The organism is Actinomadura parmotrematis (assembly GCF_019458805.1).
Lineage (GTDB): Bacteria > Actinomycetota > Actinomycetes > Streptosporangiales > Streptosporangiaceae > Spirillospora > Spirillospora parmotrematis.
The window spans coordinates 30,379-54,775 of the sequence record NZ_JAIBOA010000015.1; the positions used below are offsets into that span (position 1 = coordinate 30,379).

22 protein-coding genes are annotated in these 24,397 nt (G+C 73.8%); 16 read left to right on the forward strand and 6 right to left on the reverse strand.

Features of this window, described 5'->3' with window-relative positions; translation table 11 throughout:
• The first annotated feature begins 217 nt into the window (after positions 1-217).
• Positions 218-1,192 carry a S1C family serine protease gene (locus K1Y72_RS22775; RefSeq protein ID WP_220168451.1) on the forward strand — a complete coding sequence of 325 codons (975 nt, stop codon included), beginning with the start codon at positions 218-220 and terminating at the stop codon, positions 1,190-1,192.
• Positions 1,193-1,451: 259 nt separating this feature from the next.
• On the opposite strand, the gene K1Y72_RS22780 is transcribed toward K1Y72_RS22775, so the two are convergent.
• The gene (locus K1Y72_RS22780) at positions 1,452-2,300 is read right to left on the reverse strand and encodes an oxygenase MpaB family protein (protein WP_220168452.1); all 849 of its coding nucleotides are present in this window, start codon (positions 2,298-2,300) and stop codon (positions 1,452-1,454) included.
• Positions 2,301-2,394: 94 nt separating this feature from the next.
• Here K1Y72_RS22780 and arfB point away from each other — a divergent pair, with 94 nt between their 5' ends.
• Positions 2,395-2,820: an alternative ribosome rescue aminoacyl-tRNA hydrolase ArfB gene (gene arfB, locus K1Y72_RS22785; protein WP_220168453.1), complete on the forward strand. Its 426-nt coding sequence runs from the start codon at positions 2,395-2,397 to the stop codon at positions 2,818-2,820.
• Positions 2,821-2,829: 9 nt separating this feature from the next.
• On the opposite strand, the gene def is transcribed toward arfB, so the two are convergent.
• A complete protein-coding gene (gene def / locus K1Y72_RS22790; protein WP_220168454.1) occupies positions 2,830-3,384 on the reverse strand; it encodes a peptide deformylase in 555 nt (184 codons plus the stop codon).
• 63 nt (positions 3,385-3,447) lie between these two features.
• Entirely contained in the window at positions 3,448-4,518 is a 1,071-nt protein-coding gene (locus K1Y72_RS22795; RefSeq protein WP_258573357.1) for a DivIVA domain-containing protein, read from the reverse strand.
• 274 nt (positions 4,519-4,792) lie between these two features.
• Between K1Y72_RS22795 and K1Y72_RS22800 the strand changes: the two genes are divergently transcribed.
• From K1Y72_RS22800 to K1Y72_RS22820, 5 genes are all read left to right on the forward strand, one after another.
• The gene (locus K1Y72_RS22800; protein ID WP_220168455.1) at positions 4,793-5,314 is read left to right on the forward strand and encodes a gamma carbonic anhydrase family protein; all 522 of its coding nucleotides are present in this window, start codon (positions 4,793-4,795) and stop codon (positions 5,312-5,314) included.
• A 95-nt stretch (positions 5,315-5,409) separates the two neighbouring features.
• Positions 5,410-9,132 carry a hypothetical protein gene (locus tag K1Y72_RS22805; RefSeq protein WP_220168456.1) on the forward strand — a complete coding sequence of 1,241 codons (3,723 nt, stop codon included), beginning with the start codon at positions 5,410-5,412 and terminating at the stop codon, positions 9,130-9,132.
• Positions 9,133-9,304: 172 nt separating this feature from the next.
• On the forward strand, positions 9,305-9,499 hold the full coding sequence (locus K1Y72_RS22810) for a hypothetical protein (protein WP_220168457.1): 195 nt from the start codon (positions 9,305-9,307) through the stop codon (positions 9,497-9,499).
• 528 nt (positions 9,500-10,027) lie between these two features.
• Positions 10,028-10,645, forward strand: a complete 618-nt coding sequence (locus K1Y72_RS22815; protein ID WP_220168458.1) for a DUF47 domain-containing protein — start codon at positions 10,028-10,030, stop codon at positions 10,643-10,645.
• Positions 10,642-11,802, forward strand: a complete 1,161-nt coding sequence (locus K1Y72_RS22820) for an inorganic phosphate transporter (protein ID WP_258573360.1) — start codon at positions 10,642-10,644, stop codon at positions 11,800-11,802. The genes K1Y72_RS22815 and K1Y72_RS22820 overlap by 4 nt, the downstream gene beginning before the upstream one ends.
• A gap of 116 nt (positions 11,803-11,918) precedes the next feature.
• Here the strand turns inward: K1Y72_RS22820 and K1Y72_RS22825 are convergent, their stop codons facing one another.
• Positions 11,919-13,592 carry a bifunctional metallophosphatase/5'-nucleotidase gene (locus K1Y72_RS22825; protein ID WP_220168459.1) on the reverse strand — a complete coding sequence of 558 codons (1,674 nt, stop codon included), beginning with the start codon at positions 13,590-13,592 and terminating at the stop codon, positions 11,919-11,921.
• 94 nt (positions 13,593-13,686) lie between these two features.
• Here K1Y72_RS22825 and mshD point away from each other — a divergent pair, with 94 nt between their 5' ends.
• The gene (mshD, locus tag K1Y72_RS22830) at positions 13,687-14,541 is read left to right on the forward strand and encodes a mycothiol synthase (RefSeq protein ID WP_220168460.1); all 855 of its coding nucleotides are present in this window, start codon (positions 13,687-13,689) and stop codon (positions 14,539-14,541) included.
• Positions 14,542-14,631: 90 nt separating this feature from the next.
• Here the strand turns inward: mshD and K1Y72_RS22835 are convergent, their stop codons facing one another.
• Positions 14,632-15,882, reverse strand: coding sequence for a sensor histidine kinase (locus tag K1Y72_RS22835; protein WP_220168461.1), 1,251 nt, complete (start codon positions 15,880-15,882; stop codon positions 14,632-14,634).
• On the reverse strand, positions 15,879-16,535 hold the full coding sequence (locus K1Y72_RS22840) for a response regulator transcription factor (protein WP_220168462.1): 657 nt from the start codon (positions 16,533-16,535) through the stop codon (positions 15,879-15,881). The genes K1Y72_RS22835 and K1Y72_RS22840 overlap by 4 nt, the downstream gene beginning before the upstream one ends.
• A 116-nt stretch (positions 16,536-16,651) precedes the next feature.
• Here K1Y72_RS22840 and K1Y72_RS22845 point away from each other — a divergent pair, with 116 nt between their 5' ends.
• From K1Y72_RS22845 to pstB, 8 genes are all read left to right on the forward strand, one after another.
• Positions 16,652-17,167 (forward strand): hypothetical protein, encoded by a 516-nt coding sequence (locus tag K1Y72_RS22845; protein WP_220168463.1) that lies wholly within the window; start codon positions 16,652-16,654, stop codon positions 17,165-17,167.
• The gene (locus K1Y72_RS22850; protein ID WP_308287190.1) at positions 17,164-18,207 is read left to right on the forward strand and encodes a peptidoglycan-binding protein; all 1,044 of its coding nucleotides are present in this window, start codon (positions 17,164-17,166) and stop codon (positions 18,205-18,207) included. Before K1Y72_RS22845 ends, K1Y72_RS22850 begins: the two co-directional genes overlap by 4 nt.
• Entirely contained in the window at positions 18,204-18,902 is a 699-nt protein-coding gene (locus K1Y72_RS22855) for an ABC transporter ATP-binding protein (RefSeq protein ID WP_220168464.1), read from the forward strand. Before K1Y72_RS22850 ends, K1Y72_RS22855 begins: the two co-directional genes overlap by 4 nt.
• Entirely contained in the window at positions 18,899-20,095 is a 1,197-nt protein-coding gene (locus tag K1Y72_RS22860; RefSeq protein WP_220168465.1) for an ABC transporter permease, read from the forward strand. Before K1Y72_RS22855 ends, K1Y72_RS22860 begins: the two co-directional genes overlap by 4 nt.
• A gap of 314 nt (positions 20,096-20,409) precedes the next feature.
• Positions 20,410-21,513 carry a phosphate ABC transporter substrate-binding protein PstS gene (gene pstS / locus K1Y72_RS22865; protein ID WP_220168466.1) on the forward strand — a complete coding sequence of 368 codons (1,104 nt, stop codon included), beginning with the start codon at positions 20,410-20,412 and terminating at the stop codon, positions 21,511-21,513.
• Between the two features lie 107 nt (positions 21,514-21,620).
• Positions 21,621-22,601 (forward strand): phosphate ABC transporter permease subunit PstC, encoded by a 981-nt coding sequence (gene pstC / locus K1Y72_RS22870; RefSeq protein WP_372452962.1) that lies wholly within the window; start codon positions 21,621-21,623, stop codon positions 22,599-22,601.
• Entirely contained in the window at positions 22,598-23,512 is a 915-nt protein-coding gene (gene pstA, locus K1Y72_RS22875; protein ID WP_372452964.1) for a phosphate ABC transporter permease PstA, read from the forward strand. The genes pstC and pstA overlap by 4 nt, the downstream gene beginning before the upstream one ends.
• 38 nt (positions 23,513-23,550) lie before the next feature.
• On the forward strand, positions 23,551-24,327 hold the full coding sequence (gene pstB / locus K1Y72_RS22880) for a phosphate ABC transporter ATP-binding protein PstB (protein WP_220168467.1): 777 nt from the start codon (positions 23,551-23,553) through the stop codon (positions 24,325-24,327).
• The last annotated feature ends 70 nt before the right edge of the window (positions 24,328-24,397 follow it).

A 24,397-nucleotide genomic window follows, 5' to 3' on the forward strand; every position in this document is an offset into this window, starting at 1 on the left:
CCCTGGTCGGCACAGGGCGCCCCCTGGTCCCCGAGGGTCGATCGGGGGTGCGCGCCCTGGCCAGGCCACCGCGGTCCGGGAGCGCACGCCGCACGCTCCCGGGCCGCGGTCTCAGGAAGGGGGGCGGGCTTTTCAGACGCCTCTCAGACGGACCTCAGCGGTGGATCAGATTCCTCCGGCAATGTCGGTGATGACGGAAACGGCAGGGGGAGTTCAGATGAGCGAGGAGCAGGGCGGCGCGCCGGCGCAGCACTCCGGGGCCTACGCCGGGAGTCACACGCCGTGGACGGCGCCGCACGCGCCGAACGCGCAGTACGCGCCGTGGGGGATGGAACCGCAGGCGCCGGAGCGGCAGGACGGGCCGCGCCGCGGCTGGTCGCTGCGGCGCAAGCTCGCGGCGGTGGGGGCGGCCGGGGCGCTCGCGCTCGGCGCGGGCTCGGCGGGCGCCGCCGTCGCGGTGTCGCTGGTGGACGGGAACACCGTCTACTCCAGCCCGACCGCCGTGTCGGGCGCGTCCACGACGGGCGGCTCGACCACCCAGGTCGCCGCCGCCGTCTCGCCGAGCGTCGTGTCGCTGCAGACGCAGGACGGCTCGGGGTCGGGCATCGTCCTCCGCTCCGACGGCATGATCATGACGAACGCGCACGTCGTGTCCGGGGCCACCCAGGTCTCGGTGAAGTTCAGCGACGGCAAGACCGCGACGGCCAGGGTGCTCGGCAGCGACACCTCGACCGACATCGCGGTGGTGCAGGCGTCGGGGGTGTCCGGGCTGAAGCCGATCACCTTCGGGGACAGCGGCTCGGTCGCCGTCGGCGACGCGGTGCTCGCCGTCGGCAGCCCGCTCGGCCTCGACGGGTCGGTCACCTCGGGCATCGTCAGCGCGCTCGGCCGCGAGATCCAGGAGGAGAGCGACTCGCAGAGCGAGCAGCAGCAGGGCTTCCCCGGCTGGCAGGGGCAGCAGTCGCAGCAGCGGACCGCCACGACCACGATCAAGAACGCGATCCAGACGGACGCGGCGATCAACCCGGGCAACTCCGGGGGCGCGCTGGTCAACGGCGCCGGGCAGCTCATCGGGGTGAACACCGCGATCGCCACGTCCGGCAGCGACTCGGGGAGCATCGGCGTGGGGTTCGCGATCCCCTCCGCCACCGCCAAGGCCGCCGCCGAGACGATCATCTCGGCGGCCGTCTAGATCGCGCGGTCTTCACCGGCGGCGCCGTCCGTGCAAGGGCTCTGGGGGGAGCGGGCGGACGGGCGGCGCCGCCGGTGAAAAAGGTCGGCGGGACCGGGCCGGGTCCCCGCCGACCGGCATGGGAGGCACGGCCGCGCGGACGCCCTGCTGTCCGCGCGGCCGTGTGCCGCCCGAAACGAACGAGGCGCCCTGTGCGCGCCGTTCCCGCTGGGGAGGGAACGGCGCGCACAGGGCGCCTCGACGTTTTCGGGGGAACGGCTCAGGACGTGGCGCCGGTGACTCCCAGCGCGGGACGCCGCGGCGCGTCCAGCTTGGCGAGCATCCGCCGCGTGCTGCTCAGGTAGTGGTCGCGGGGCGCGGTGCGGATCCGCAGCGGCAGGCGCGGGTAGACGGCGGCGAGGGCGCCGACCAGCAGGCGGAAGCGGCGCTCGCGCGCGGCGTCCCACGTCCAGCCGTACTGCTCGCGGATCGGCGCGGGCATCAGGCCGGCGGTGAGGAGCCGGACGGCGGCGAGGCCCGGCCGGGCGGCGGCGCCCGCGCCCGCGGGCAGCTTGGGGTACAGCACCTGGTCGGCGATGGCCCGGGACGCGTCGGTGATCTCCAGGTCCCGCAGCATGCCGGCGTAGTAGCGGCGGAAGGCCGGGTAGTCGGCGGGCGGCCGGTCCGCGGGGCAGCCGAGGATCGTCGCGTACACCTTGCACTGCTGGTAGTACTCCTCCAGCTCGGCCGGGGTGAGCGCGCGGCGGAAGACGAGCTGGTAGACCTGCACGGCCACCGCGTACAGCGTCGCCATGACCCAGACCTGGAGCTCGGGGTCGTTGGCCTCGTAGCCGGGGCCGGTGATCTTGCCGTGCCCCCGGGTGACCAGGTCGCTGAACCGGGCGGCCTCCTCGCGGGTGCCGAACTGGACGGCGTAGAGCCAGCCCATGGTGTTGCGGAGCCGCCGGACCGGGTCGTCGGCGGTATAGCTGTGGTCGTAGACGCCCTGGGCGACCTTGGGGTGCGCCGTCTGGAGGAGGGACGCGACGCCGCCCGCGGCGATGAGCAGGCCCTCGCGGCTCACCACGCGGATGACGTCGTCGTCGCGGAACAGTCCGTCGTCGGTCATGCCGATCATTGTAAGTAAGCACTTGCATATGCACCAGGGCGGCCCTGCGGAAATGCATGCGACATGATCGGGTACCGGCGGGGATAATCGGAGCATGCCCGACACGATCCACGTCCGCGGCTCGGTCTCCATCCCGGAGTCCGAGCTGTCCTGGCGTTTCTCCCGCTCCTCGGGGCCGGGCGGGCAGCATGTGAACACGAGCGCCACCGCCGCCGAGCTGTCCTTCGACGTCGCGAACTCGCCGTCGCTGCCCGAGCCGCTCCGGCAGCGCGCCCTGGAGCGCCTGCACGGGCGCCTCGTCCGCGGCGTCCTCAGCATCCGCGCCGAGGAGTACCGCTCCCAGCAGCGCAACCGCGACGCCGCCCGCGAGCGCCTCGCCGCCCTGCTGTCCGAGGCGATCGCGCCGCCGCCGAAGAAGCGCATCCCGAAGAAGATCCCGCGCGGCCTCAACGAGCGGCGGCTGGCCGACAAGAAGCGACGCTCCGACGTCAAGCGCCAGCGCCGGTCCCGCTGGGACTGACCCCGCCCGTCAGCCGCGGGCGGACTCGCGGATGGCGCGCATCGCGGCGCGGCGGGCGTCGCCGTCCAGCCCGTCGACGTAGACGCGGCCGTCCAGGTGGCCGGTCTCGTGCTGGAGGCAGCGGGCGAAGTAGCCGGTGCCCTCGACCCGGACCGGCCGGCCCTTGGCGTCGACGCCCTCGACGACGGCGTGCGCGTACCGCGGCGTGTCGAAGCGCAGGCCCGGCAGCGACAGGCAGCCCTCGGGCTCGACGAGCGTGTCGCCGTCCGCGGCGACCAGCACCGGGTTCACGACGTGGCCGACGTGGCGGCGCCCCTTGTCGTCCTCGCAGTCGTAGACGAACAGGCTGCGCGCGAGGCCGATCTGGTTGCCGGCGAGGCCGGCGCCCTCGGCCTCGTACATGGTGACGAACATGTCGTCGACGAGGCGCTCCAGCGCCGCGTCGAAGGTGCGGACCGGGTCGCACGCGGTGCGCAGCACCGGGTCGCCGAGCCGCCGGATGGGACGGGCCGTGCCGGGGTGGCCCGCGCCCCGGGCCCGGCCGCGGGGGGTCGCTCTCGCCATGAGCGCGATTCTACGAACCGGGCGCGGCGCCCCGCGAATCCGCGGAACGCCGCCCCGCCCGGCTCACCGGTGGTCGCGGCCGTTCGGCTGGATCGGACCGGCGTGGTCGTCGTCGAGGTCGTCGAAGTGCAGGGGCTTGGCGGGCGCGGGGTTCGGGCGCTGCGCGGCGTCGGGGCCGGCGGCGGGCTCGGGCTTGGCCGCCGGGACCGGCGGGGCGGGCTGCGCGGGCTTGGCGGGCTGGACCGGCTGCACGACCTGCGCCGGCTTGGCCGCGACCGGGCCCGGCGCGTGCTGCGCCTGGACGGGCGCGGGCTGGTGGTGCTGGTTCTGCGGCGCCTGCTGGTGGTGGGCGGGCTGGTGCTGGCCCTGCTGGCCCTGCCCCTGCTGGTGCGGCGCCTGCGCCTGGGCCGGGACGGCGGGCTTGCGCGGCGCGGGCTGCTTGACCGCGTCGTCGACCATCTTCTCCAGCGGGCCGGCCTCGTTCTCGGCCGTCAGCAGCCGGTGCAGCGTCTCGCTGATCTCGGTGAGCCGCTGGAGCGCCTGGGTGTGGTTGCGGGTGAGCTGGTTCAGCCGCTGGGTGGCGCCCTCGTTGATCACTCCGGCGCGGCGCTCGGACGCCGTCAGCGTCCGCTCGGCCTCCAGGCGGGCGCCGGTGACGGTCTGGTCGGCCTCCTGCTTGGCGGCCGACAGCACGCTGTCGGACTCCTTCTTGGCCGACGCCAGGACCTGCTCGGCCTTCTCCTCGGCCTGCGCGAGGCTCTTCTCGGCGTGCGCGCGGGCGTCCTCGACGATGCGGCGGGACTCGTTCTCGGCGTCCTGGCGGATCTGGAGGCCGCGCTGCTCGGCGTCGGCGACCTTCTCCTTCGCCTCGTCCTCGGCGAGGTTGATGATCTGGCGGAGCCGGTCGCTCAGGTCGTCGCCGGTGGGCTTGCGCGCCTCGACGACCTCGGCCATCTCCCGGCGGATCCGCTCGGCATCGTCCTGGGCGCGCTGCAGCCGGGCCTCGAGCTCCCGGTTCTTCTGCTGCGCGCGGGCGATGGCGTCGTCGACCTGGCGGCGGTTGTAGCCGCGCATGACGATCTCGAAGGACTCTTCTTGCATCAGGTTCGGCAGGATCTCAGCGTCGTTGCTCATGGTGCCTTGAGGGGTCTCGTTGGCGGGGGGATCACCCCGTCAGGGTCGGTTGCGATCCGCCCACCCGGCGGGCGGGCGCCACAGAGAAAGCGTCAGCTTCGACCTTGTCCGGTCGGTCCCATTCGCGCAACCGGAACGCCGTTCTCGCTGCCGTTTCTTCATCATCGCCGGGTGGACAAAGTATCCAATGGCAGGAATGGGCCGGTGACCGCGTCCACCTGCCGAGACGCCCTCGCGCCGCCTGCGGGGCGGCGCGGGTCCTACCATCGGCGGCATGAGCTATGTGGGGTCTTTGGGCGATGACGGACCGGCGATCCACCCGGAGGCGTGGGTGGCGCCCGGCGCCGTCGTCGTCGGCCGGGTGACGCTCGGCCGGCTGGCGAACGTCTGGTACGGCACGGTGCTGCGCGCCGACGACGAGGAGGTGGTGGTCGGCGCGGAGGTCAACATCCAGGACCTGTGCTGCCTGCACTCCGACCCGGGCATGCCCGCGGTCCTGGAGGACCGGGTCAGCCTCGGGCACAAGGCGATGGTGCACGGCGCGCACATCGAGCGGGGCTCGCTGATCGGCATCGGCGCGATCGTGCTGAACGGCGCCCGCGTCGGCGCCGGCTCGCTGATCGCGGCGGGCGCGCTGGTGCCGCCGGGCAAGACGATCCCGTCCGGCGTGCTGGTCGCGGGCACCCCCGGAAAGATCGTCCGGGAGCTCACCGACGACGACCGCGCGGTGCTGGAGTACACCCCCGACGTCTACGTCAAGAAGGCCGAACGCCACGCCGCCGCCACCTGGCGGTGACCGGTACCTGCCGTCCCCGGCGGCCTGACCTGCGGAGATCGCATTCGTGCCGGTAGCGGGCACCTCGGCGGCCCCGGTCTGAATACGATGACCGCATGGTGTGGGGACCGGGCTACGGCAGCGTTCCGCCGCCCAGCCCCCAGGCTGGCGGCGATCCCTTCGACGCGGCCGAGCGCGACACCCGCGCGATGGTCGCCGCCGGATGGTGGTCGTCGGCGCCTCCGCAGCAGCGCCAGCACGCCATAGCCGGGCGCCTGCTGATGGTGCCCGACGGCACCTGGTGGGTGTTCGGCGCGTGGGCCCGCTGGTACCGGCTGCACCCCTCCGACGGCCAGTGGTACCTCTGCCCGCCGCCGCGCGCCGTCGCCGACCGCATGGCGGCGCGCCCCGGGCAGGCCGGCCAGGTGCCGGTGCTGCCGCCGCACGTGGTGCCGGCCGGCCCCGACTTCTCCTACGACCCGCCCGAGCCGCTGCCGTTCGTCCGCTACGGGTTCGCGCCCGACGTGACGACGCGGGTCCGCTCGACGGTCGAGTCCGCCGCCGCGCTGCCCGCCGCCGACTACCCGCACACCTGGAAGGAGTTCCGCCCCGAGACGCCGGCGACCGTCGTCGCCTGCTGGGGCGTGATGCTGTGGAGCGCGGGCGCCCCGGTGTTCGACTCCCGGATGGACGGCCAGCTCCTCGACCTCTGGCAGCCCTACCGCGCCGTGCCGCTGCCGCAGGTGGACGGGCCGCGCTGGCTGACGCCGCCGACGCTGGAGGCGCTGGTCGGGCTGTACGCCGAGCGGCTGCGCGCGGGCCGCGTGGACGCCGCCGTCGTGGTGCTGCGGACGATGTGGGCGGTGGCGAGCGCGCTGCGCGAGGACGTCCGGTTCCAGATGCGCGCCGACGCGCTGCTGGCGATCCTCGGCACCACCCTCGGCAACCCCACCGCCGACTACGCGGCGCTGCCCTACGGCGACCAGGCCATCGCCCAGCAGTGGCTGCCGCGCTGCCCGCCGCACCTGGTGCCGTCGCTGCGCAACGAGAGCTCGCCGGGCGACGCGTTCCGGCACGCCTTCTACACGCTGGCCGAGGTGCTGGCGGGGTTCGACGAGCAGGGCTACATCGAGCCGCGGCTCCAGGCGGCGGCGCTGCTCGCCGCCGACCTCGCGGTGCTGCGCGGCGACATGGCCGCCGGGATCGTCCCCTGGCTCGACCCCGAGGTCCGCTACACGGTGCAGGCGGTGCTGGCGCAGAGCGGGCACCCGCTGCGCCGGATGTGGCCGGCCGACATGCGGCTGCCGGAGCCGCTCGGGTCGCTGCCCGCCGAGTCCGCCGAGACGCTCCTCGCGACCGCCTTCGAGCTGGACCTGGCCTGGTGCCGCCTCGCCGGGATGCCGGCGCGGCCGCGCGGCTTCCCGGTGCCGACGGCCGTCATCGCCCAGCTCGTCGGGCGGGCGCGGGCGTCGAACGTCGCGAGGGCCGCGACCGTCACCGGGATGCCGACGCCGGTGCCGCAGCCCGAGCGGCGCCCGCCCGCGCACGGCCTGCACCAGCCGGGCGTCGCGCCGAACGCGCCCGCCCGGCCCGCCCCGGCGCCCGCGCAGCCGGACCGGCCGTACGTGCAGGCGCCCGCGCAGGAGGAGAACGCCGCCGCGTCCGGGACGCCGCCGCAGGGCTTCCCGCCGCCGGCCGCGCCGGACGCCGACCGGGCGGGCGTCTACTCGCTGCCCGAGGACGCCGCGGACGACGCGCCGTTCTCGCCGCCCTACACCGCGCTCGGCTTCCAGCCCGCCGACCGCCGGCCGCCCGAGCAGCAGCCCGCCTACGAGCAGCCGGCGGCGCAGGAGCGGCCCGAGCGGCCCGCGCCCGGGACGCGCTTCGACCCGCGTCCCGACCTGGAGGGCACGCGCTTCGACGAGCGCCCGCTCGCCCCGCAGCCCAGGCAGGCGCCGCCGTCCCCGCCCGGGACGGTGTTCGACGCCCAGCCCGCACGGCAGGATCCGCCGGTCCCGCCCGAGACCCGCGACATGCCCGCGCAGCCCGCGCCCGCGCCCCCCGGCAGGCCCGCGCCGCCGCCCCCGCCGGGCACCCGCATCATGTCCGAGACCATGATCGGGAACTTCGACTTCCTGGACGACGCCCCCGCCCCCGAGCGGCCCGTCCACGAGATCCCGCCGCCCGCCGACCGCCGCGAGCGCGAGGTGCTGGAGCGCTTCGGCGTCGGGTTCGTGTCCGGGCCGCTGAGCGCGGGCGAGCTGCTCGACGAGGTCCGCGCGCAGGTCGAGGCGTGGAACGCGGTCGGCGGCGACGGCGTCGAGGAGACCCGCATGGACGGCGCGCCGGGCGTGCGGAGCGGCGTCCCGTCGCTGCTGCTCGTCGGCGCCCCGCACACCGGCCAGCGCCGCCTCGCCCGGCTCATCGCCCTCACCCTCGCCGACGCGGGCCTCGGCGACGGCGCGATCCGCCTGCACGACGCCGAGGACGTCCGCGAGCGGCCCGCCGAGCTGCTGCCCGCGCTGCTCGCCCGGCCCGGCCCCGCGCTGCTGTTCGAGCGCCTCGACGTCGCGATCATCGGCGCGCCCGACCCGGCCGAGGCGGCCGCCGCCGTCCGCCGGGCCCGCAAGGACCCGACCGCGACGACGCCGCTCATCGCCACCTGCGACCCGGGCACCTACCGGCGGCTCCTCCGCGAGCACCCGCGCCTGGTGGAGGCGTTCCGCGTCTACCGGCTGCCCGACCTCACCGGCGTCGACAACCGGCTCACCCTGCTGCACGTGCTGGCCGGGGAGCGGCGCGTCACCCTCGGCGGCGCCGTGCTGGAGGCGGCCCGCGCCGACCTGGAGCGGATGCGCGGGCCGGGCGACCAGGTCAACGCCCGCCTCGTCGAGACCTACCTCGACCAGGCGTGCCAGAAGCACCTGGAGCGCGCCGGGTCCGCGCACGACCGGCTCGTCCTCACCACCGCCGACCTGGAGGGCGTCGCCGAGGGCATCGAGCCCGCGCTCCGCCCGGCCGGCGACATCAGCGGCTACCTGGCCCGCCTGGACGCGCTGACCGGCCTGGAGGCCGTCAAGGACGCCGTCCACGAGCTCGCCGCCGAGGCCGGGGAGGCCGCCGAGCGGCGCCGCCACGGCGTCGCCGCCGGCGCGCCGCTGCACCTGGTGTTCACCGGCCCCGGCGGCACCGGCAAGACCACCGTCGCCGGGCTGCTCGGCGGCGTCTACGCCGCGCTCGGGCTGCTCGCGTCCGGGCACGTCGTCGCCTGCCGCCCCGTCCACCTGGCCGGCCGCGACCGCGGCGACACCGCCGCGCGGGTGCGCGGAATGGTCGACCAGGCGGTCGGCGGCGTGCTGCTCGTCCAGGAGTCCTACCTGCTGGACCGCACCCCCGCGGTGATCGAGGAGCTGGTGCGCGCCCTCGACGAGCGCGGCGAGCGGTTCATGGCGGTGTTCTCCGGCCCCGGCCCGGAGATGGACGCCTTCCTCGCCAACCGCCCGGAGGTGCGCGACCGCACCGGCCGGGCGCTGGAGTTCACCGGCATGAGCGACCGCGACCTCGTCCGCCTCTTCCAGCGCCACGCCGAGCGCGACCTGTACATGCTGGACGAGGAGCTGCGCGTCGAGCTGCTCGCCCGCTTCGAGCAGCTGCGCGGCGACCCCTCGTTCGCCTACGCCCGCACGGCGCGGATGCTGTTCGAGCAGACCGTCGCCCGGCAGGCCGCGCGCCTCGCGGGCGCCGACGTGGACGCCGCGGCCGTCGCCCGCCTGTCGGTGCGGGACCTGCCCGAGACGGGCCTGGAGCGCATGCTCGGCGAGTTCCACCAGAGCGGGTGATCACCCGAACGGGCCACCGGGCGGCCCGTCCCGGGGTGGCCCGCGAATGGCCCTGTTGGGTCATGTCCCGCCGCGGGCCTGCGGCGTAACCTGGACGGCAGGGTGTGGGGCCCGGCCCCGGGCGCGCCCCGCGCGGGCGGGGGACCGGTCCCGCTGAGTGGAGGTGGACGCGATGCGCCGGCAGAACCTCGATCTGCGCGTCCAGGACCTGGTCGCGCTGGACGAGATCGAACTCTACGCCGAGATGCTCGGCGCGGTGGCGACGGCCGAGGAGCCGCTGACCACCGCGGAGATCGACTCCGTCCTCGGAGTGCGCTCCGCGACCGGAGCCGAGGGCCGCCGCGACATCGACCCCCACGGCTCCTAGCCCGCCACGGCCCGATCGTCCGGCGCCCTCGGGCGCGGCGTTCATTCCCTCTACGGTCCGGCCGGATCGCCTGCTTTTCGGGGGCCGGAATCCCTGTCCGGCCGCGATCCCGCAACCCGCGCGGCGTGCCCGTACGGCCCGCCGGGCGCCTCCGCCCCCTCCGTCGCGCACCGCGCCGGCGCCGTGATCGGGTCCGGTGCGAGGCGCCGCGAGGACGTCCCCGGTCCCGGACCTGCGGGAGCGCGCGGCGCCGTTCGCGCGGAGTGATCGCAGGTCAGCGGTGGAACGTTGTAATGAATCTCACCCGGGGAGTTTCCGCGCGGTCCGGATACGGGCCCGGATCGCCCCGCACTCCCGGCCATCCGCGCAGATGGGCACGTGTGTCGCGGGTGTGCGGCACGTGATCTAGGGCAGTCTTGTAGGTGAGAGGATGGGTGACACTGGTCGAAGCTGGGGCAAAGGTTCTTTTTACGGCCGGTAACGCCTACGATCCTCAGCGGACCGTTCCGGCACCTTCAGGAGAACGACGTGCGTTTGCGTCTCACACCGCGTGAGGACAGCTTCTACGACATGTTCGCCGACTCGGCGAACAATCTGGTCACCGGCGCCAGGCTGCTCGTGGAGCTCATCAGCGACGGCGCCGACCGGGAGGCGATCGCCGAGAAGATGCGCGCCTGCGAGCACGCCGGCGACGAGGCGACCCACGCGATCATGCGGCGGCTGAACGAGACGTTCATCACGCCCTTCGACCGCGAGGACATCTACCGTCTCGCCTCCACCATCGACGACGTCATGGACGAGATGGAGGAGTTCGCCGACCTGGTCGTGCTCTACAAGATCGAGGAGTTCCCCAAGGGCGTCGTGCACATGGTGGAGGTGCTCGAGCGCGCCGCCGAGCTCACCGCCGAGGCGATGCCCAAGCTGCGCTCGATGAAGGAGCTCAACGAGTTCTGGATCGAGATCAACCGGCTGGAGAACCAGGGCGACCAGATCTACCGCAAGCTGCTCGCGCAGCTGTTCAGCGGCGAGTACGACACCCTCACGGTGCTCAAGCTCAAGCAGATCATCGACCGGCTGGAGGACGCGGCGGACGCCTTCGAGCACGTCGCGAACACGGTGGAGACGATCGCGGTCAAGGAATCATGAGCGACTCCGGTCTCACCACCGTCCAGCCGCCCAGCCCGCCGCCGCAGCCCGGACCGCCGCCGCTGTCGGAGCAGGTGCGGCGCGGGCCGAACCGGTTCTGGCTGCTGCTGCCGCTCGGGCTGCTGGTCGTCATCGTGCTCGGCATCATCGGGATCCGCTCCGAGGCGCAGATCGCGGTGCTCGTCCTGGTCGTGCTCGTGTCGCTGGTGTTCGACTACACCAACGGCTTCCACGACGCGGCCAACGCCATCGCCACGTCCATCTCCACCCGGGCGCTGACGCCCCGGGTGGCGCTGCTGCTCGCCGCGGTGATGAACATGGTCGGCGCGCTGCTCGGCGTGCAGGTGGCCAAGACCATCAGCGAGGTGATCACGCCGCCGACCGGGCTGCACGGCCTGACGGTCGTCGCGGCGGGCGTCATCGGCGCGATCTCCTGGAACCTGATCACCTGGTACTTCGGGCTGCCGTCCTCGTCCTCGCACGCCCTCATCGGCGGCGTGGTCGGCGCGGGCCTCGCCTCGGCGTCCACGGTGAGCTGGGACAAGGTGGTCGACAAGGTCGCGGTGCCGATGGTGGTCTCACCGGTGATCGGCTTCTTCGCCGCCTACGCGGTGATGCTGGCCATCCTGTGGATCTTCCGGCGGGCCAACCCGTCCCGGGTGTCGCGCCGCTTCCGCATCGCCCAGTCCCTGTCGGCGGCCTCGCTCGCCCTCGGCCACGGCCTGCAGGACGCGCAGAAGACGATGGGCATCATCGTGCTCGCGCTCGTCACCACCGGGCACTCCGACGGCGAGTCGGTGCCCACCTGGGTGATCATCTCGTGCGCGGGGGCGCTGTCGCTGGGCACCTACGCGGGCGGCTGGCGGATCATGCGGACGCTCGGCCGCAAGGTGATCGAGCTGGACCCGCCGAAGGGCTTCGCGGCCGAGGCGACCGCGTCGGTCATCCTCTACCTGGCCGCCTACATCTGGCACGCGCCGATCTCCACCACGCACACCATGACCGCCTCGATCATGGGCGTCGGCGCCACCAAGCGGCTGTCGGCGGTGCGCTGGGGCGTGGCCGGCAACATCGTCGTCGCCTGGGTGCTGACGATGCCGGCGGCGGCGCTGGTCGCCGCGGTCGTCTACTACCTGGTGCACCTGTTCGGCGCCTGACCACCCGGTCACCATCCGTTGAGATGCGGCGTGTTGCGCACTTTCGATCTTCGAAGTGCGCAACACGCCGCATCTCGACTTTCGGTGACCGGGGGGTCAGCCGGTGCCCGTCATGATCACTGGCCGGAGATGCGGTCCAGGGCCGGCGGGGCGATGGGGGAGTTGGCGCCGAAGTAGGCCACCAGGGCGTCCAGGTCGATCGGGCCGAGCACCTGGCCGGTGCCCTGGGTGAAGACGGTGAAGCCGTCGCCGCCGCCGAGCAGGAAGTTGTTCGCGGCGATCTTGTAGCTGGCGGCCGGGTCGACCGGCGTCCCGTCGATGGTGATGTTGGAGACGCGGTCGCCGACGGCGCGGCTGCGGTCGATGGTGAAGTGCAGCCCGGACGACGGCTGGAGGATCTTCTCCCCGGCGCTCGTCCACTGCTGCTCCAGCACCGCGTCGAGCTGCGCGCCGGTCAGCGTCGTCACGCCGGTGACGTTGCTGAACGGCTGCACGGCGAACGCGTCGCCGTAGGTCACGACGCCGTCGTTCTCGGTGCCGGGCTTGTCGTAGGTGAAGTCGGTGCGGATGCCGCCGGGGTTGGTGACGGCGACCTGCGCGCCGAGGCTCTTGGTCGCGGCGAGCTGGGCGTCGGCGATGACGTCGCCGAGGGGCGACTCGCCGGCCGGGGACGCGGTGCGCTTGAGGTCGGCGGTGATGGTGCCGATCTTCTTGTTCGCGATCGAGGCGACCCGGTCCTTCCAGGTCTCCACGAACGTCTGGGTGTCGGGGTCGGGGTCGATGTCGCGGGTGACGACGTGGTTCTGGCCCTTGAGGCTGGACCGCACGACGTCGCGGGTCAGCCGGTTGACCTTGAAGTCGACCTGGCTGATGATCCGCCCGAACGACGAGCCCGAGGAGTACAGGCGCGGCTGCCCCTTCGGGTCGGTGACCGAGCACATGTACTGCTGGTGGGTGTGGCCGGACAGCACGACGTCGATGTCGGCGTCGGCGTTCTTGGCGATCGCGGTGCCGGCGCCCGGCACGACGCCGCAGTCGTTGGGCTTGGAGCCCGCCACGACGTTGTCGCCCTCGTGGACGAGCAGCACCATCGCGTGCACGCCGAGCAGCTTGAGCTGCTTGGCGGCCTTGTTCGCGGCGGCGACCTCGTCGCCGAACTCCAGCCCCTTGATGCCCTCGGCGGTGACGATCGTCGGGGTCGTCTTGGTGACCACGCCGATGAACCCGACCGGGACGCCGTTGATCCAGCGGATCGTCCACGGCTTCAGGATCGGCAGCTTGTTCTTGGTGACGTTGGCCGCCAGGTAGTCGAACTTGGCGCCCTTCCAGGGCCCGGCGGGCGAGCAGCCGTCGGTGGGGTGGCAGCCGCCCCACTGGATGCGCTGGAGCTCCTTGTAGCCCTCGTCGAACTCGTGGTTGCCGACGGCCGAGGCGGTGATGCCGAGGTCGTTCATGAACTGCACGGACGGCTCGTCGTGGTAGGCGGCCGAGATCAGCGGCGAGGCGCCGATGAGGTCGCCCTGCGCGACCTCCAGGGTGTTCTTGTCCCGCAGCTGCTTCATGTGCGCGGCGACGTAGGCGGCGCCGCCGGCGAGGACGGTTTTGCCGTTCTCGTCGATGGCGTTGGCCGAGCTGCCGGTCGGCGGCTCCAGGTTGCCGTGGAAGTCGTTGAGCGAGAGCAGCCGGACGTCCGCGGTCGGGACTCCCGCCGCGCCCGCGGGCGCGGCGGTGAGGCCCGCGAGCGCCACCGCGGCCGCGGCGCAGGCGAGGGTGAGGCGTGGTCTGAACATGATCCGGACATTAGAGACGTCCGGCGTCCGGATGCCTTCGGCTCCATGACGGTTGGGTGACGGTTCGGCCAGGGCGCCGCATAAGCTGGCGATCATGAGTGTCGCGCTGCCGGAGCCCGCCGTCCCGGACGTGCTCGCCCTCGCCGACGCGGCCACCGCCGCCGACGGGGTCGGCCCGCTGTCGGAGCACGCCCTGATCGCGCTGCGCGCGGGCCGGGGCGGCCGCGCCGTCCTGGTGGACGGCGCGCCGGTCGCCTACGCCCACCTCGATCCGGCGACCGCCGAGGAGAGCGCCGCCGCCGAGCTGGTCGTGCACCCCGACCACCGGCGCCGGGGCCACGGGCGGGCGCTGCTGCGCGACCTGCTGGACGAGGCGGGCGCGCTGCGCGTCTGGGCGCACGGCGACCTGCCCGCCGCCGCCGCGCTGGCCGAATCCGAAGGCTTGACCCGCGTCCGCGCCCTGTTCCAGATGCGGCGCCCGGCCGCCGACCCGCTGCCGGAGGTCCGGGTCGCGGGCGGCGTGGCGCTGCGCGCCTTCGAGCCCGGCCGCGACGAGGAGGCGTGGCTGCGCGTCAACGCCGCCGCGTTCGCCCACCACCCCGAGCAGGGCGCCTGGACGCTGGACGACGTGCGCGCCCGCGAGGCCGAGGACTGGTTCGACCCGGCCGGGTTCTTCCTCGCCGAGCGCGGCGGCGACCTCGCCGGCTTCCACTGGACCAAGGTCCACCCCGACGGCCTCGGCGAGGTGTACGTCGTCGGCGTCGACCCGGCCGCGCAGGGCCTCGGCCTCGGCCGCACGCTCACCCTGGCGGGCCTGCACCACCTGCGCGACGCGGGCGTCCCGGCGATCCTGCTGTACGTGGACGAGTCCAACACCGCCGCCGTCCGCCTCTACGAGTCGCTCGGCTTCACCCGCCACGCCGTCGACGTCATGTACGGCACCCCCTGAGCTTGACGCGTCCCTCGGGCCGTCCCACCCTGAACCCATGACGGGGCCGGCGGAACGCGCGGTGCTCGCGCCCGGCGCTCGCCGCGCTGCTCATGCCGGTGCTGCCGCTGTTGAGCGCTGCCGCGCGGGCGGCGACGGGGACACCGCCGCCGGGAGGCGGACCGTGACGACGAGGCCGCCGCCGGGGCGGGGGACGGCGGCGACGGTGCCGCCGTGCGCGGCGGCGGTGGCGCGGACGATGGACAGGCCGAGGCCGGAGCCGCGGTCGGAGTGCAGCCGGTCGGTGCCGAGCCGCCGGAACGGCTCGAAGATCGTCTCGGTCTCGTAGGGCGGCACCACCGGGCCGGTGTTGGCGACGGCGAGCTCGCTCCAGCGGCCGTCCGCGCCGCCCGCCGTCCGCGTCGTCACGCCGACCGTGCCGTCCGCGCGGTTGTGCCGGATCGCGTTCTCGACGAGGTTCTGCACCAGCCGCTCGACGAGGACGGGATCGCCGGTCGCGGGCGCGGGCGCCAGCGACCGGGTGACGGCCAGGCCGTGCCCGGCGGCCTCGCCCGCCGCCTGGTCGAGGACGTGCCGGGCGACCTCGGCGAGGTCGAGCGGGCGGGCGTCGCGGACGCTGTTCTCGCTGCCGGCGAGGGTGAGCAGCCCGTCGATCAGCCGCTCGTGCCGGTGGTTCACCACCAGCAGCGACGCGCCGAGCCGCTTGACGTCCTCGGTGGCGTCGGCGCGGCGCACCGCGACGTCCACGAGCGTCCGGTTGATGGCGAGCGGGGTGCGCAGCTCGTGCGAGGCGTTGGCGACGAAGCGGCGCTGGCCGTCGAAGGCGCGGGCGAGGCGGCCGAGCATCGTGTCGAAGGTGTCGGCGAGGTCCTTCACGTCGTCGCGCGGGCCGGTGTAGGCGATCCGCTCGGTGAGGTCGTGGCTGCGCGCGACCCGCCGGGCCGTCTCGGTGATGCGGTGGACGGGGCGCAGCGCCCGGTCGGCGAGCAGCCATCCGGACCCGAGCGCGGCGACCGTCACCAGGCCGAGCGCGATGCCGCCCCGCGTGAGCAGCGCGTTCAGCGTCGCGCGCTGGGTGTCGTCCTTCGCCCGGATGATGATGTTGCGGTAGACGACGTCGGGCGCGCCGGGCGCCGGCGCGCCGGCCTTCGGCTCCTCCGACACCCCCGCGACGCCCTTCATCGCCGTGACGGCCTCCTGCCGCTGCGGCTGGAGGCTCGCCTTGACCAGGGCGTAGGTGAGGCCGAGCAGCACCAGCCCGCCGAACAGGAACATCCCGCCGCAGAGCAGGGTGAAGCGGAGGCGGATGGTGGGCCGTAGCCGGGCCGTGAGGGCGGTCATGGGATCCGGTACCCCGCTCCCGGGACGGTCTCGATGAGCGGCGGGTCGCCGAGGCGGCGGCGCAGCTTCATCAGCGTGACGCGGACGGTGTTGGTGAACGGGTCGGTGTGCTCGTCCCACACCTTCTCCAGCAGCGCCTCGGCCGACACGACGCCGCCGCCCGCGCGCAGCAGCTCGGCGAGCAGCCCGAACTCCTTGCGGGCGAGGTGGACGTAGCGGCCGTCGCGGTACACCTCGCGGCGGGCCGGGTCCAGGCGCAGCCCGGCGCGCTCCAGTAACGGCGGGTCGGCGGGGCGGGCGCGGCGGCCGAGCGCGTGCACGCGGGCGACGAGCTCCTCGAACGCGAACGGCTTGACCAGGTAGTCGTCGGCGCCGAGGCGCAGGCCGTCGACGCGGGCGTGCACGGTGGCGGCGGCCGTCAGCATCAGCACCCGCACCTGCCCGCCCGCCTCGGCGACGGCGCGGCAGACGTCGTCGCCGTGCACGACCGGCAGGTCCCGGTCCAGCACGAGCACGTCGTAGTCGTTGACGCCGAGCCGTTCCAGGGCGGCGTCGCCGTCGTAGGCCACGTCCACCGCCAGGGCCTCGGCGCGGAGCCCCTCGGCGATGGTGTCGGCGAGCATCCGCTCGTCCTCGGCGATCAGTATCCGCACCCCGCACCCCTCGTCCGCCCGGTGTGTCCGGCCCCAGCGTGCCGGGACGGGCATAACGTCCGGATAACCTCGCGCGGTTACGGCGGGGTTATCGGCGCGCGGCTGGACTTGCGGCCATGACGAAACCGACACGGCTCCCGGCCGCCCTCGCCCTGCTGCCCGTGCTGCTCAGCGCCGGCTGCCTGTGGGGCGGGAGCGCCGGCGCCGACAAGCCCGCCGACCGGCTCGCCAAGGAGCGCAAGTACGCGGCGTGCATGCGCGCCAACGGCGTCCAGATGAACGACCCGACCGGGGACGGCCGCGTCCAGATCAAGGTGAGCGGCGGGCCCGGCCGCGACGCCGACGCCATCATGAAGAACGCGCAGGCCAAGTGCCGCAAGTACCAGCCGGGCGGCGGGAAGGCGCCGACCGCGGCCGACGTCGCGCAGGCCCGCAAGATGGCCCAGTGCATGCGCGACCACGGCATCGACATGCCCGACCCCGACGCCCAGGGCCGCGTCACGGTGAAGCGGACCGGCGCGCCGGGGGAGAAGGGCACCGACCACATGGGCCCCGACGACCCGAAGTTCGCCGCCGCCGACAAGGCCTGCCGCAAGCTGTACCCGCCGCTGCACCGGGACGGCGGCAAGTGAACAGGGCGCGGGCGGCGGTGACGGCGGGCACCGCGGTGGTGCTCGCCGCCGTCGCCGGGCTCGCCACCGCCGGCCTCGGCGGCGGGGGCGGGACGCCCGCCGCGCACGCCACGCTGCCGCCCGCGACCGCCGGCGTCGAGCGGACGACGCTCGTGGAGACCCAGAAGGTCGACGGGACGCTCGGCTACGGCGACGCCACCGCCGCCCCCTCCGGCGGCGCGCAGGGCACCTGCACCTGGATCGCCGCCCCCGGCCGGGTGCTGGCGCGCGGCGACGTCGCCTACCGGGTGGACGGCCGCAAGGTCCCGGTCCTCTACGGCGCGCTGCCGATCTACCGGACGCTGCGGGACGGCGTCACCGGCCCGGACGTCCGCCAGCTCGAACGCAACCTGAGCGCCCTCGGCTACACCGGCTTCACCGTCGACACGACCTTCTCCGCCGCGACCGCCGCCGCCGTCGAGGAGTGGCAGGAGGACCTCGGCCTCACCGAAAACGGCCAGGTGAAGCCCGGTGACGCGGTCGTGACGCGCGGCGCCGTCCGCGTCGCCGAGCGCAAGGCGCAGGTCGGCGAGCGCGTCGGCGGGACGGTGTTCACCTACACCGGCACGAGCCGCGTCGTCAGCGTCGACCTGGACGTGCAGTACCAGCGGCTCGTCCGCAAGGGCGCGGGCGTCTCGGTCGAGCTGCCCGGCGAGCCCGCGCTGAAAGGCCGCGTCACGAGCGTCGGGAAGGTCGCCACCAAGGGCGGCCAGGACGACCCGACGACGATCCCGGTGACCGTCGCGGTGAGCGGCGGCCGGATCGGCGCCTACGACAAGGCGCCGGTGAAGGTGTACCTGACGACCGGCGAGCGCCGGAACGTCCTCGCCGTCCCCGTCGGCGCGCTGCTGGCGCGCGGCGACGGCGGCTACGCGGTGCAGGTCGTGCAGGGCGGGACGAGCCGGCAGGTGCCGGTCGAGACCGGCGTCTTCGCCGGCGGCAGGGTCGAGGTCTCGGGGGGCGGCCTCGCCGCGGGCATGAAGGTGGGGGTGCCGTCGTGACGCCGGTCGTGGAGCTCCGTGCGGTCACCCGCACCTACCCGGGGCCGGTCACCGCGCTGGACGCGGTGTCGCTCGCCGTCCCGGCGGGCGAGCCGGTCGCGATCGTCGGGCCGTCGGGGTCGGGCAAGTCGACGCTGCTGCACGTCCTCGGCACGCTGGACCGGCCGACGAGCGGGACCGTCCTCATCGAGGGGCAGGACGTGTCGCGGCTGCCGGACCGGCGCCTGTCGGCGCTGCGCGGCGCCCGCATCGGGTTCGTGTTCCAGCAGTTCCACCTGGCGGCGGGCGTCCCCGCCCTGGACAACGTCGCCGACGGGCTCCTGTACAGCGGCGTCCCGCTGGCGCGGCGGCGCCGCAGGGCCCGCGAGGCGCTGGAGCGGGTCGGGCTCGGCCACCGGCTGGACCACCGCCCGCACCAGATGTCGGGCGGCGAGAAGCAGCGGGTGGCGATCGCGCGCGCCGTCGTCGGGGAGCCCGCGCTGCTGCTCGCCGACGAGCCGACCGGGTCGCTGGACTCGGCGTCGGGCGCCGAGGTGCTGCGGCTCGTCCACGAGCTCGGGGAGGGCGGCACGACCGTCGTCGTCATCACCCACGACGCCGAGGTCGCCGCGACGATGCCGCGCCGGATCCACATGCGCGACGGCCGGATCACCGGCGACACCGCGCGGCCCGCCCTCGCCGGGGAGCCGGCGTGAGGGCGGCGGGGGCGCCGGGGGCGCGGCTCGGCGCCCGCGACGTGCTGCGCGTCGGCGCCTCGGGCCTCCGCGCCCGGCCGCTGCGGGTGGTGCTGTCGGCGCTCGGCATCGCGATCGGGATCGCCGCGATGGTCGGCGTCGTCGGGATCTCCACCTCCAGCCGCGCGCAGCTCCAGGCCACCCTGGACCGGCTCGGCACCAACCTGCTGACGGCCGGGCCCGGCCGGGACGTGTTCGGCGACGACGCGCAGATGCCGGTCGAGGCCGTCGGGATGATCCAGCGGATGCCGCACGTGCGGTCGGCGTCGGCGACGGCGTCGCTGGCCGCCAAGGTGTACCGCAACGACCACATCCCGGAGGCGCAGAGCGGCGGCATCGCGGTCAGCGCGGCGCGGCTCGACCTGCCCGCGACCGTCGGCCTGACGGTGGCGTCGGGGCGGTGGCTGAACGCCGCGACGGCCCGCTACCCGGCCGTGGTGATCGGCGCCGAGACCGCGCGCGTCCTCGGCCTCACCGGGCCCGGCGCGCGGGTCTGGCTCGGCGGGCAGTGGTTCACCGTCGTCGGGATCCTCGCGCCCGCGCCGCTCGCGCCCGAGCTCGACACCGCCGCGCTCGTCGGCTGGGACGCCGCCCGCGACCGGCTCGGCTTCGACGGGCACCCGACGACCGTCTACACCCGCGCCGACAAGGCGCACGTGGCCGCCGTCCGCGAGCTGCTCGCGGCGACCGCGAACCCGCAGGCGCCCGGCGAGATCGACGTGAGCCGCCCGTCGGACGCGCTCGCCGCGGAGGACGCCGCCGACCGGACGTTCACCGCGCTGCTCCTCGGCCTCGGCGGCGTCGCGCTGCTGGTCGGCGGGGTCGGCGTCGCCAACACGATGGTCATCTCGGTGCTGGAGCGGCGCGCCGAGATCGGGCTGCGCCGCGCGCTCGGCGCGACCCGGGGCCAGATCAGGACGCAGTTCCTCACCGAGTCGCAGCTCCTCGCCGGGCTCGGCGGGGTCGGCGGCGTCGCCCTCGGCATCGCGGTCACCGCGGCGTTCGCGCTGTCCCAGGGGTGGCCGGCGGTGGTGCCGGTCTGGGCGATGGCGGGCGGGATCGCCGCGACGCTCGTCATCGGCGGCGTCGCCGGGCTGTACCCGGCCGTCCGCGCCGCCCGGCTCGCCCCGACCGAGGCGCTCGCCGCCCCCTGACGGCCCCGTCCGGCCCACGCCCCCCGCCCGTCCCGGAAGGGGGGCGTGGACCGGTCCGTCACCTGCGGAAAACAGGCTGTTTATAGGGGGTTCTGGGGGTTTTGACCTGGGGTGTTAACCCTACGGCCATGGCGAATCGGGGCATTCTTCGTGGCGCTGCCCGTCCCGGTTCATCCTCTGTTCACCTGGTTCAGGGTGTCAGTACACCTCTCCTGCTTAGCGTCGCATCCGACGGCGCCCCCGCCACCTGGACAGACGGGTCCAGTGACCCGCTCCGGGGGACCGCGATGACGAATCTAAGAGGAGACCCTCCGGTGAAGAACGGTTCTCGGCTGGCCGCCCTGGGCGGCGTGGTCGTTGCTGGGGCGCTGGCCCTGTCGGCGTGCGGCAGTGACAACAACGGCGGCACCTCGGCGAGCAACGCGCCGGCCGGTGACATCGACTGCGCGAAGACGACGGTGAACGCCGCGGGTTCCAGCGCGCAGAAGAACGCCATCGAGGAGTGGTCCAAGATCTACGCGCAGAAGTGCGCGGGGGCCAACCTCAACTACAACGCCAACGGCTCGGGCGCGGGCATCCAGAACTTCAACCAGAAGCAGGTCGCGTTCGCCGGCTCCGACTCCGCGCTGAAGCCGGAGGAGGCCACCGCCGCCAAGGCGCGCTGCGCCGGCAACGCCGCGCTGAACCTGCCGATGGTCGTCGGGCCGATCGCCGTGGTCTACAACGTGAAGGGCGCGGACGGCCTCCAGCTGGACGCCGAGACCACCGCCAAGATCTTCTCCGGCAAGATCAAGACCTGGAACGACCCGGCGATCGCCAAGCTCAACGACGGCGTCAAGCTGCCGAGCACGCCGATCAAGCCGATCTACCGGTCGGACGAGTCGGGCACCACCGACAACTTCACCAAGTACCTGAACACCGTCGCCCCGGCCGTGTGGACCTGGGAGCACGCCAAGAAGTGGCCGAACGGCACCGGCCAGGGCGCGGCCAAGTCCGACGGCGTCACCACGCAGGTGAAGAGCACCGACGGCGCGATCTCCTACGTCGAGATGTCCTACGCCACGCAGAACCAGCTCGCCACCGCCAAGATCAAGAACGGGGCCGGCGAGTTCGCCGCGCTGAGCCCCGAGAGCGCCTCCAAGACGATCGAGGGCGCCAAGGTCAAGGGCACCGGCAACGACCTGGCCCTGGACATCGACTACAAGACCACCACGGCGGGGGCCTACCCGATCGTCCTGGTCACCTACGAGATCGCCTGCGAGAAGGGGCTGGACGGCGACCAGGGCAAGTTCGTCAAGTCCTTCCTCACCTACACCTCCAGCGCCGACGGCCAGAAGATCCTGACCAACCTCGGCTACGCCCCGGTCCCGGCCGCGGTGCTGACCAAGGTCCAGGCCAGCGTGAAGGCGCTGTCCTGACCGGCGAACCCGAGCCCAGCAGCCCCGCCGCCGACCTCGGCGGCGGGGCCGCCCTGGGTTCACCGCACGAACCCCGTCGCACCGACGACGCACAGGGAGGACCCCCCGTGACCAGCGAGACCGGCGTGCAGGCCCAGGCGCGCGCCGCCGAGCGGCGCCCGATGCGCGACCTCGGCACCGGCCGCTTCGGCGACAAGCTCTTCGAGTGGGCCGCCCGCGGCTCGGGGCTGCTCGTCCTCGGCATCATGGCCGCCATCGCGATCTTCCTGATCTGGAAGGCGATCCCGGCGCTGCGGGCGAACGAGGCGAACTTCTTCACGGCCGAGACGTGGGACCCGAACGCGACGCCGCCGAAGTTCGGCATCGCGCAGCTGGCGTTCGGCACCGTCATGTCGTCGCTCATCGCCATGCTGATCGCGACGCCGGTCGCCATCGGCATCGCGCTGTTCATCTCCTTCTACTCCTCGCGCAAGGTCGCCTCGGGCCTCGGCTACGTGGTCGACCTGCTCGCCGCGGTGCCGAGCATCGTCTACGGCCTGTGGGGCGTGTCGGTGCTCGTCCCGCACATGGAGGGCATCTCCAAGGCGATCAACGCGGTGCTCGGCTGGATCCCGCTGTTCGGCGGCGACGGCGTCGGCAAGGCGTCGATCTTCACCGCCGGCGTGGTGCTGGCCATCATGATCCTGCCGATCATCTCGTCGATCTCGCGCGAGGTGTTCCTCCAGGTCCCGCGGGCCAACGTGGAGGCCGCGCTCGCGCTCGGCGCCACCCGCTGGGAGACGATCCGGCTCGCGGTGCTGCCCTACGGCCGGTCCGGCATGATCGGCGCGGCGATGCTCGGCCTCGGCCGCGCGATGGGCGAGACGATCGCCGTCGCGCTGGTGCTGACCTTCGTGCCCGGCATCAACATCCACATCCTGCAGGACGGCGGCGCCACGTTCGCCTCCAACATCGCCAACAGCTTCAGCGAGGCGTCCGAGACCGGCCGCGGCGCGCTGATCGCCTCCGGCCTGGTGCTGTTCGTCATCACGCTGCTGATCAACATGGCCGCGCGCGCGGTGGTCGCGCGCCGCAAGGAGTTCGTGTGACCACGCTGACCGAGGACACGCCGCCGGCGGCGCCCGCCGCGCGGCTGAACCACGTCTCGCCGTCCCGCAAGATCAAGGACCGGGCCGTGCAGGGCCTGGTCTACCTGTCGTTCCTGCTCGCGCTGATCCCGCTCGTGTCGGTGCTGTGGACGGTGGTCGGCCACGGGATCGGGCGGCTGGACGCGCAGTTCTTCCAGTTCTCCATGAACGGCGTCTCGGGCAAGGACCCCGGCGGCGGCGCCTACCACGCCATCATCGGCACCCTGGAGCAGGTCGCGATCACCACGGTGATCGCGGTGCCGATCGCCGTGCTCACCGCCATCTACCTGGTGGAGTACGCCGGCAACGGCCGGCTCGGCAAGGTCGTCAGCTTCTTCGTGGACGTGATGACCGGCATCCCCTCCATCGTCGCCGGCCTGTTCGTGCTCGCCCTCTGGCTGCTCACCTTCGGGTTCGAGTTCTCCGGCCTCGCCGGGGCGCTGGCCCTCACCATCCTGATGATCCCGACGGTGGTGCGGGCCACCGAGGAGATGCTGAAGCTCGTCCCGAACGAGCTGCGCGAGGCGTCCTACGCCCTCGGCGTGCCGCGCTGGCGCACCGTCACGCGCGTGGTGCTGCCGACCGCGCTCACCGGCATCGTCACCGGCATCATGCTCGCCGTCGCCCGCGTCATGGGCGAGACGGCGCCGCTGCTGCTCACCATCTTCTTCACCAAGGCGATCAACACCGACCCGTTCACCGGGCCGCAGGGCTCGCTGCCCACCTTCATCTGGGACCAGATCGCCGACCCCAACGCCAACGCGCACGACCGCGCCTGGACCGGCGCGCTCGTCCTCATCGCGATCATCATGCTGCTGAACCTGGCCGCCCGGCTGATCGCCCGCCGCTACCGGCCCGCCGCGGCCCGCTGACCCCGCACCCGCGCATCACCTCTAAGGAGCTCCACCCCATGGCCAAGCGGATCGAAGTGTCCGGGCTGCACGCCTACTACGGCGGCGTCCACGCCATCGAGGACATCTCGATGACGGTCGAGCCGCGCTCGGTGACGGCCTTCATCGGTCCGTCGGGCTGCGGCAAGTCCACGTTCCTGCGGACCCTGAACCGGATGCACGAGGTGATCCCGGGCGCCCGCGTCGAGGGCAAGGTCATGCTGGACGAGGAGGACCTGTACGGCCCCTCGGTCGACCCGGTCGCGGTGCGCCGCACCGTCGGCATGGTGTTCCAGCGCCCCAACCCGTTCCCCACCATGTCGATCTACGACAACGTGGCGGCCGGGCTGAAGCTGAACGGGGTGCGCGGCAAGGCCCGGCTCGACGAGATCGTCGAGGAGTCGCTGCAGGGCGCCAACCTGTGGAACGAGGTCAAGGACCGCCTCGGCAAGCCCGGCGCGGGCCTGTCCGGCGGCCAGCAGCAGCGCCTCTGCATCGCCCGCGCCATCGCGGTGCGGCCGCAGGTGCTGCTCATGGACGAGCCCTGCTCGGCGCTCGACCCGATCTCCACGCTCGCCATCGAGGACCTGATCGGCAAGCTGAAGAACCAGTTCACCATCGTGATCGTCACGCACAACATGCAGCAGGCCGCGCGGGTCAGCGACAAGACGGCGTTCTTCAACATCGCCGGCACCGGCGCCCCCGGCAGGCTCATCGAGATCGACGACACCAGCAAGATCTTCACCAACCCGGAGCAGAAGGCCACCGAGGACTACATCACCGGCCGCTTCGGCTGATCCGCCCCCCGGAACGCCGGAACCGCCGTCCCGCAGGGGCGGGGACGGCGGTTCCGGCATGTCTCGGGGC

Bases quoted from the DNA above. Each gene is read 5' to 3' on its own strand.
- K1Y72_RS22775 (WP_220168451.1), top strand. From the start codon at position 218: ATGAGCGAGGAGCAGGGCGGCGCGCCGGCGCAGCACTCCGGGGCCTAC.
- K1Y72_RS22780 (WP_220168452.1), bottom strand. From the start codon at position 2,300: ATGACCGACGACGGACTGTTCCGCGACGACGACGTCATCCGCGTGGTG.
- arfB (WP_220168453.1), top strand. From the start codon at position 2,395: ATGCCCGACACGATCCACGTCCGCGGCTCGGTCTCCATCCCGGAGTCC.
- def (WP_220168454.1), bottom strand. From the start codon at position 3,384: ATGGCGAGAGCGACCCCCCGCGGCCGGGCCCGGGGCGCGGGCCACCCC.
- K1Y72_RS22795 (WP_258573357.1), bottom strand. From the start codon at position 4,518: ATGAGCAACGACGCTGAGATCCTGCCGAACCTGATGCAAGAAGAGTCC.
- K1Y72_RS22800 (WP_220168455.1), top strand. From the start codon at position 4,793: ATGAGCTATGTGGGGTCTTTGGGCGATGACGGACCGGCGATCCACCCG.
- K1Y72_RS22805 (WP_220168456.1), top strand. From the start codon at position 5,410: ATGGTGTGGGGACCGGGCTACGGCAGCGTTCCGCCGCCCAGCCCCCAG.
- K1Y72_RS22810 (WP_220168457.1), top strand. From the start codon at position 9,305: ATGCGCCGGCAGAACCTCGATCTGCGCGTCCAGGACCTGGTCGCGCTG.
- K1Y72_RS22820 (WP_258573360.1), top strand. From the start codon at position 10,642: ATGAGCGACTCCGGTCTCACCACCGTCCAGCCGCCCAGCCCGCCGCCG.
- K1Y72_RS22825 (WP_220168459.1), bottom strand. From the start codon at position 13,592: ATGTTCAGACCACGCCTCACCCTCGCCTGCGCCGCGGCCGCGGTGGCG.
- mshD (WP_220168460.1), top strand. From the start codon at position 13,687: ATGAGTGTCGCGCTGCCGGAGCCCGCCGTCCCGGACGTGCTCGCCCTC.
- K1Y72_RS22835 (WP_220168461.1), bottom strand. From the start codon at position 15,882: ATGACCGCCCTCACGGCCCGGCTACGGCCCACCATCCGCCTCCGCTTC.
- K1Y72_RS22845 (WP_220168463.1), top strand. From the start codon at position 16,652: ATGACGAAACCGACACGGCTCCCGGCCGCCCTCGCCCTGCTGCCCGTG.
- pstB (WP_220168467.1), top strand. From the start codon at position 23,551: ATGGCCAAGCGGATCGAAGTGTCCGGGCTGCACGCCTACTACGGCGGC.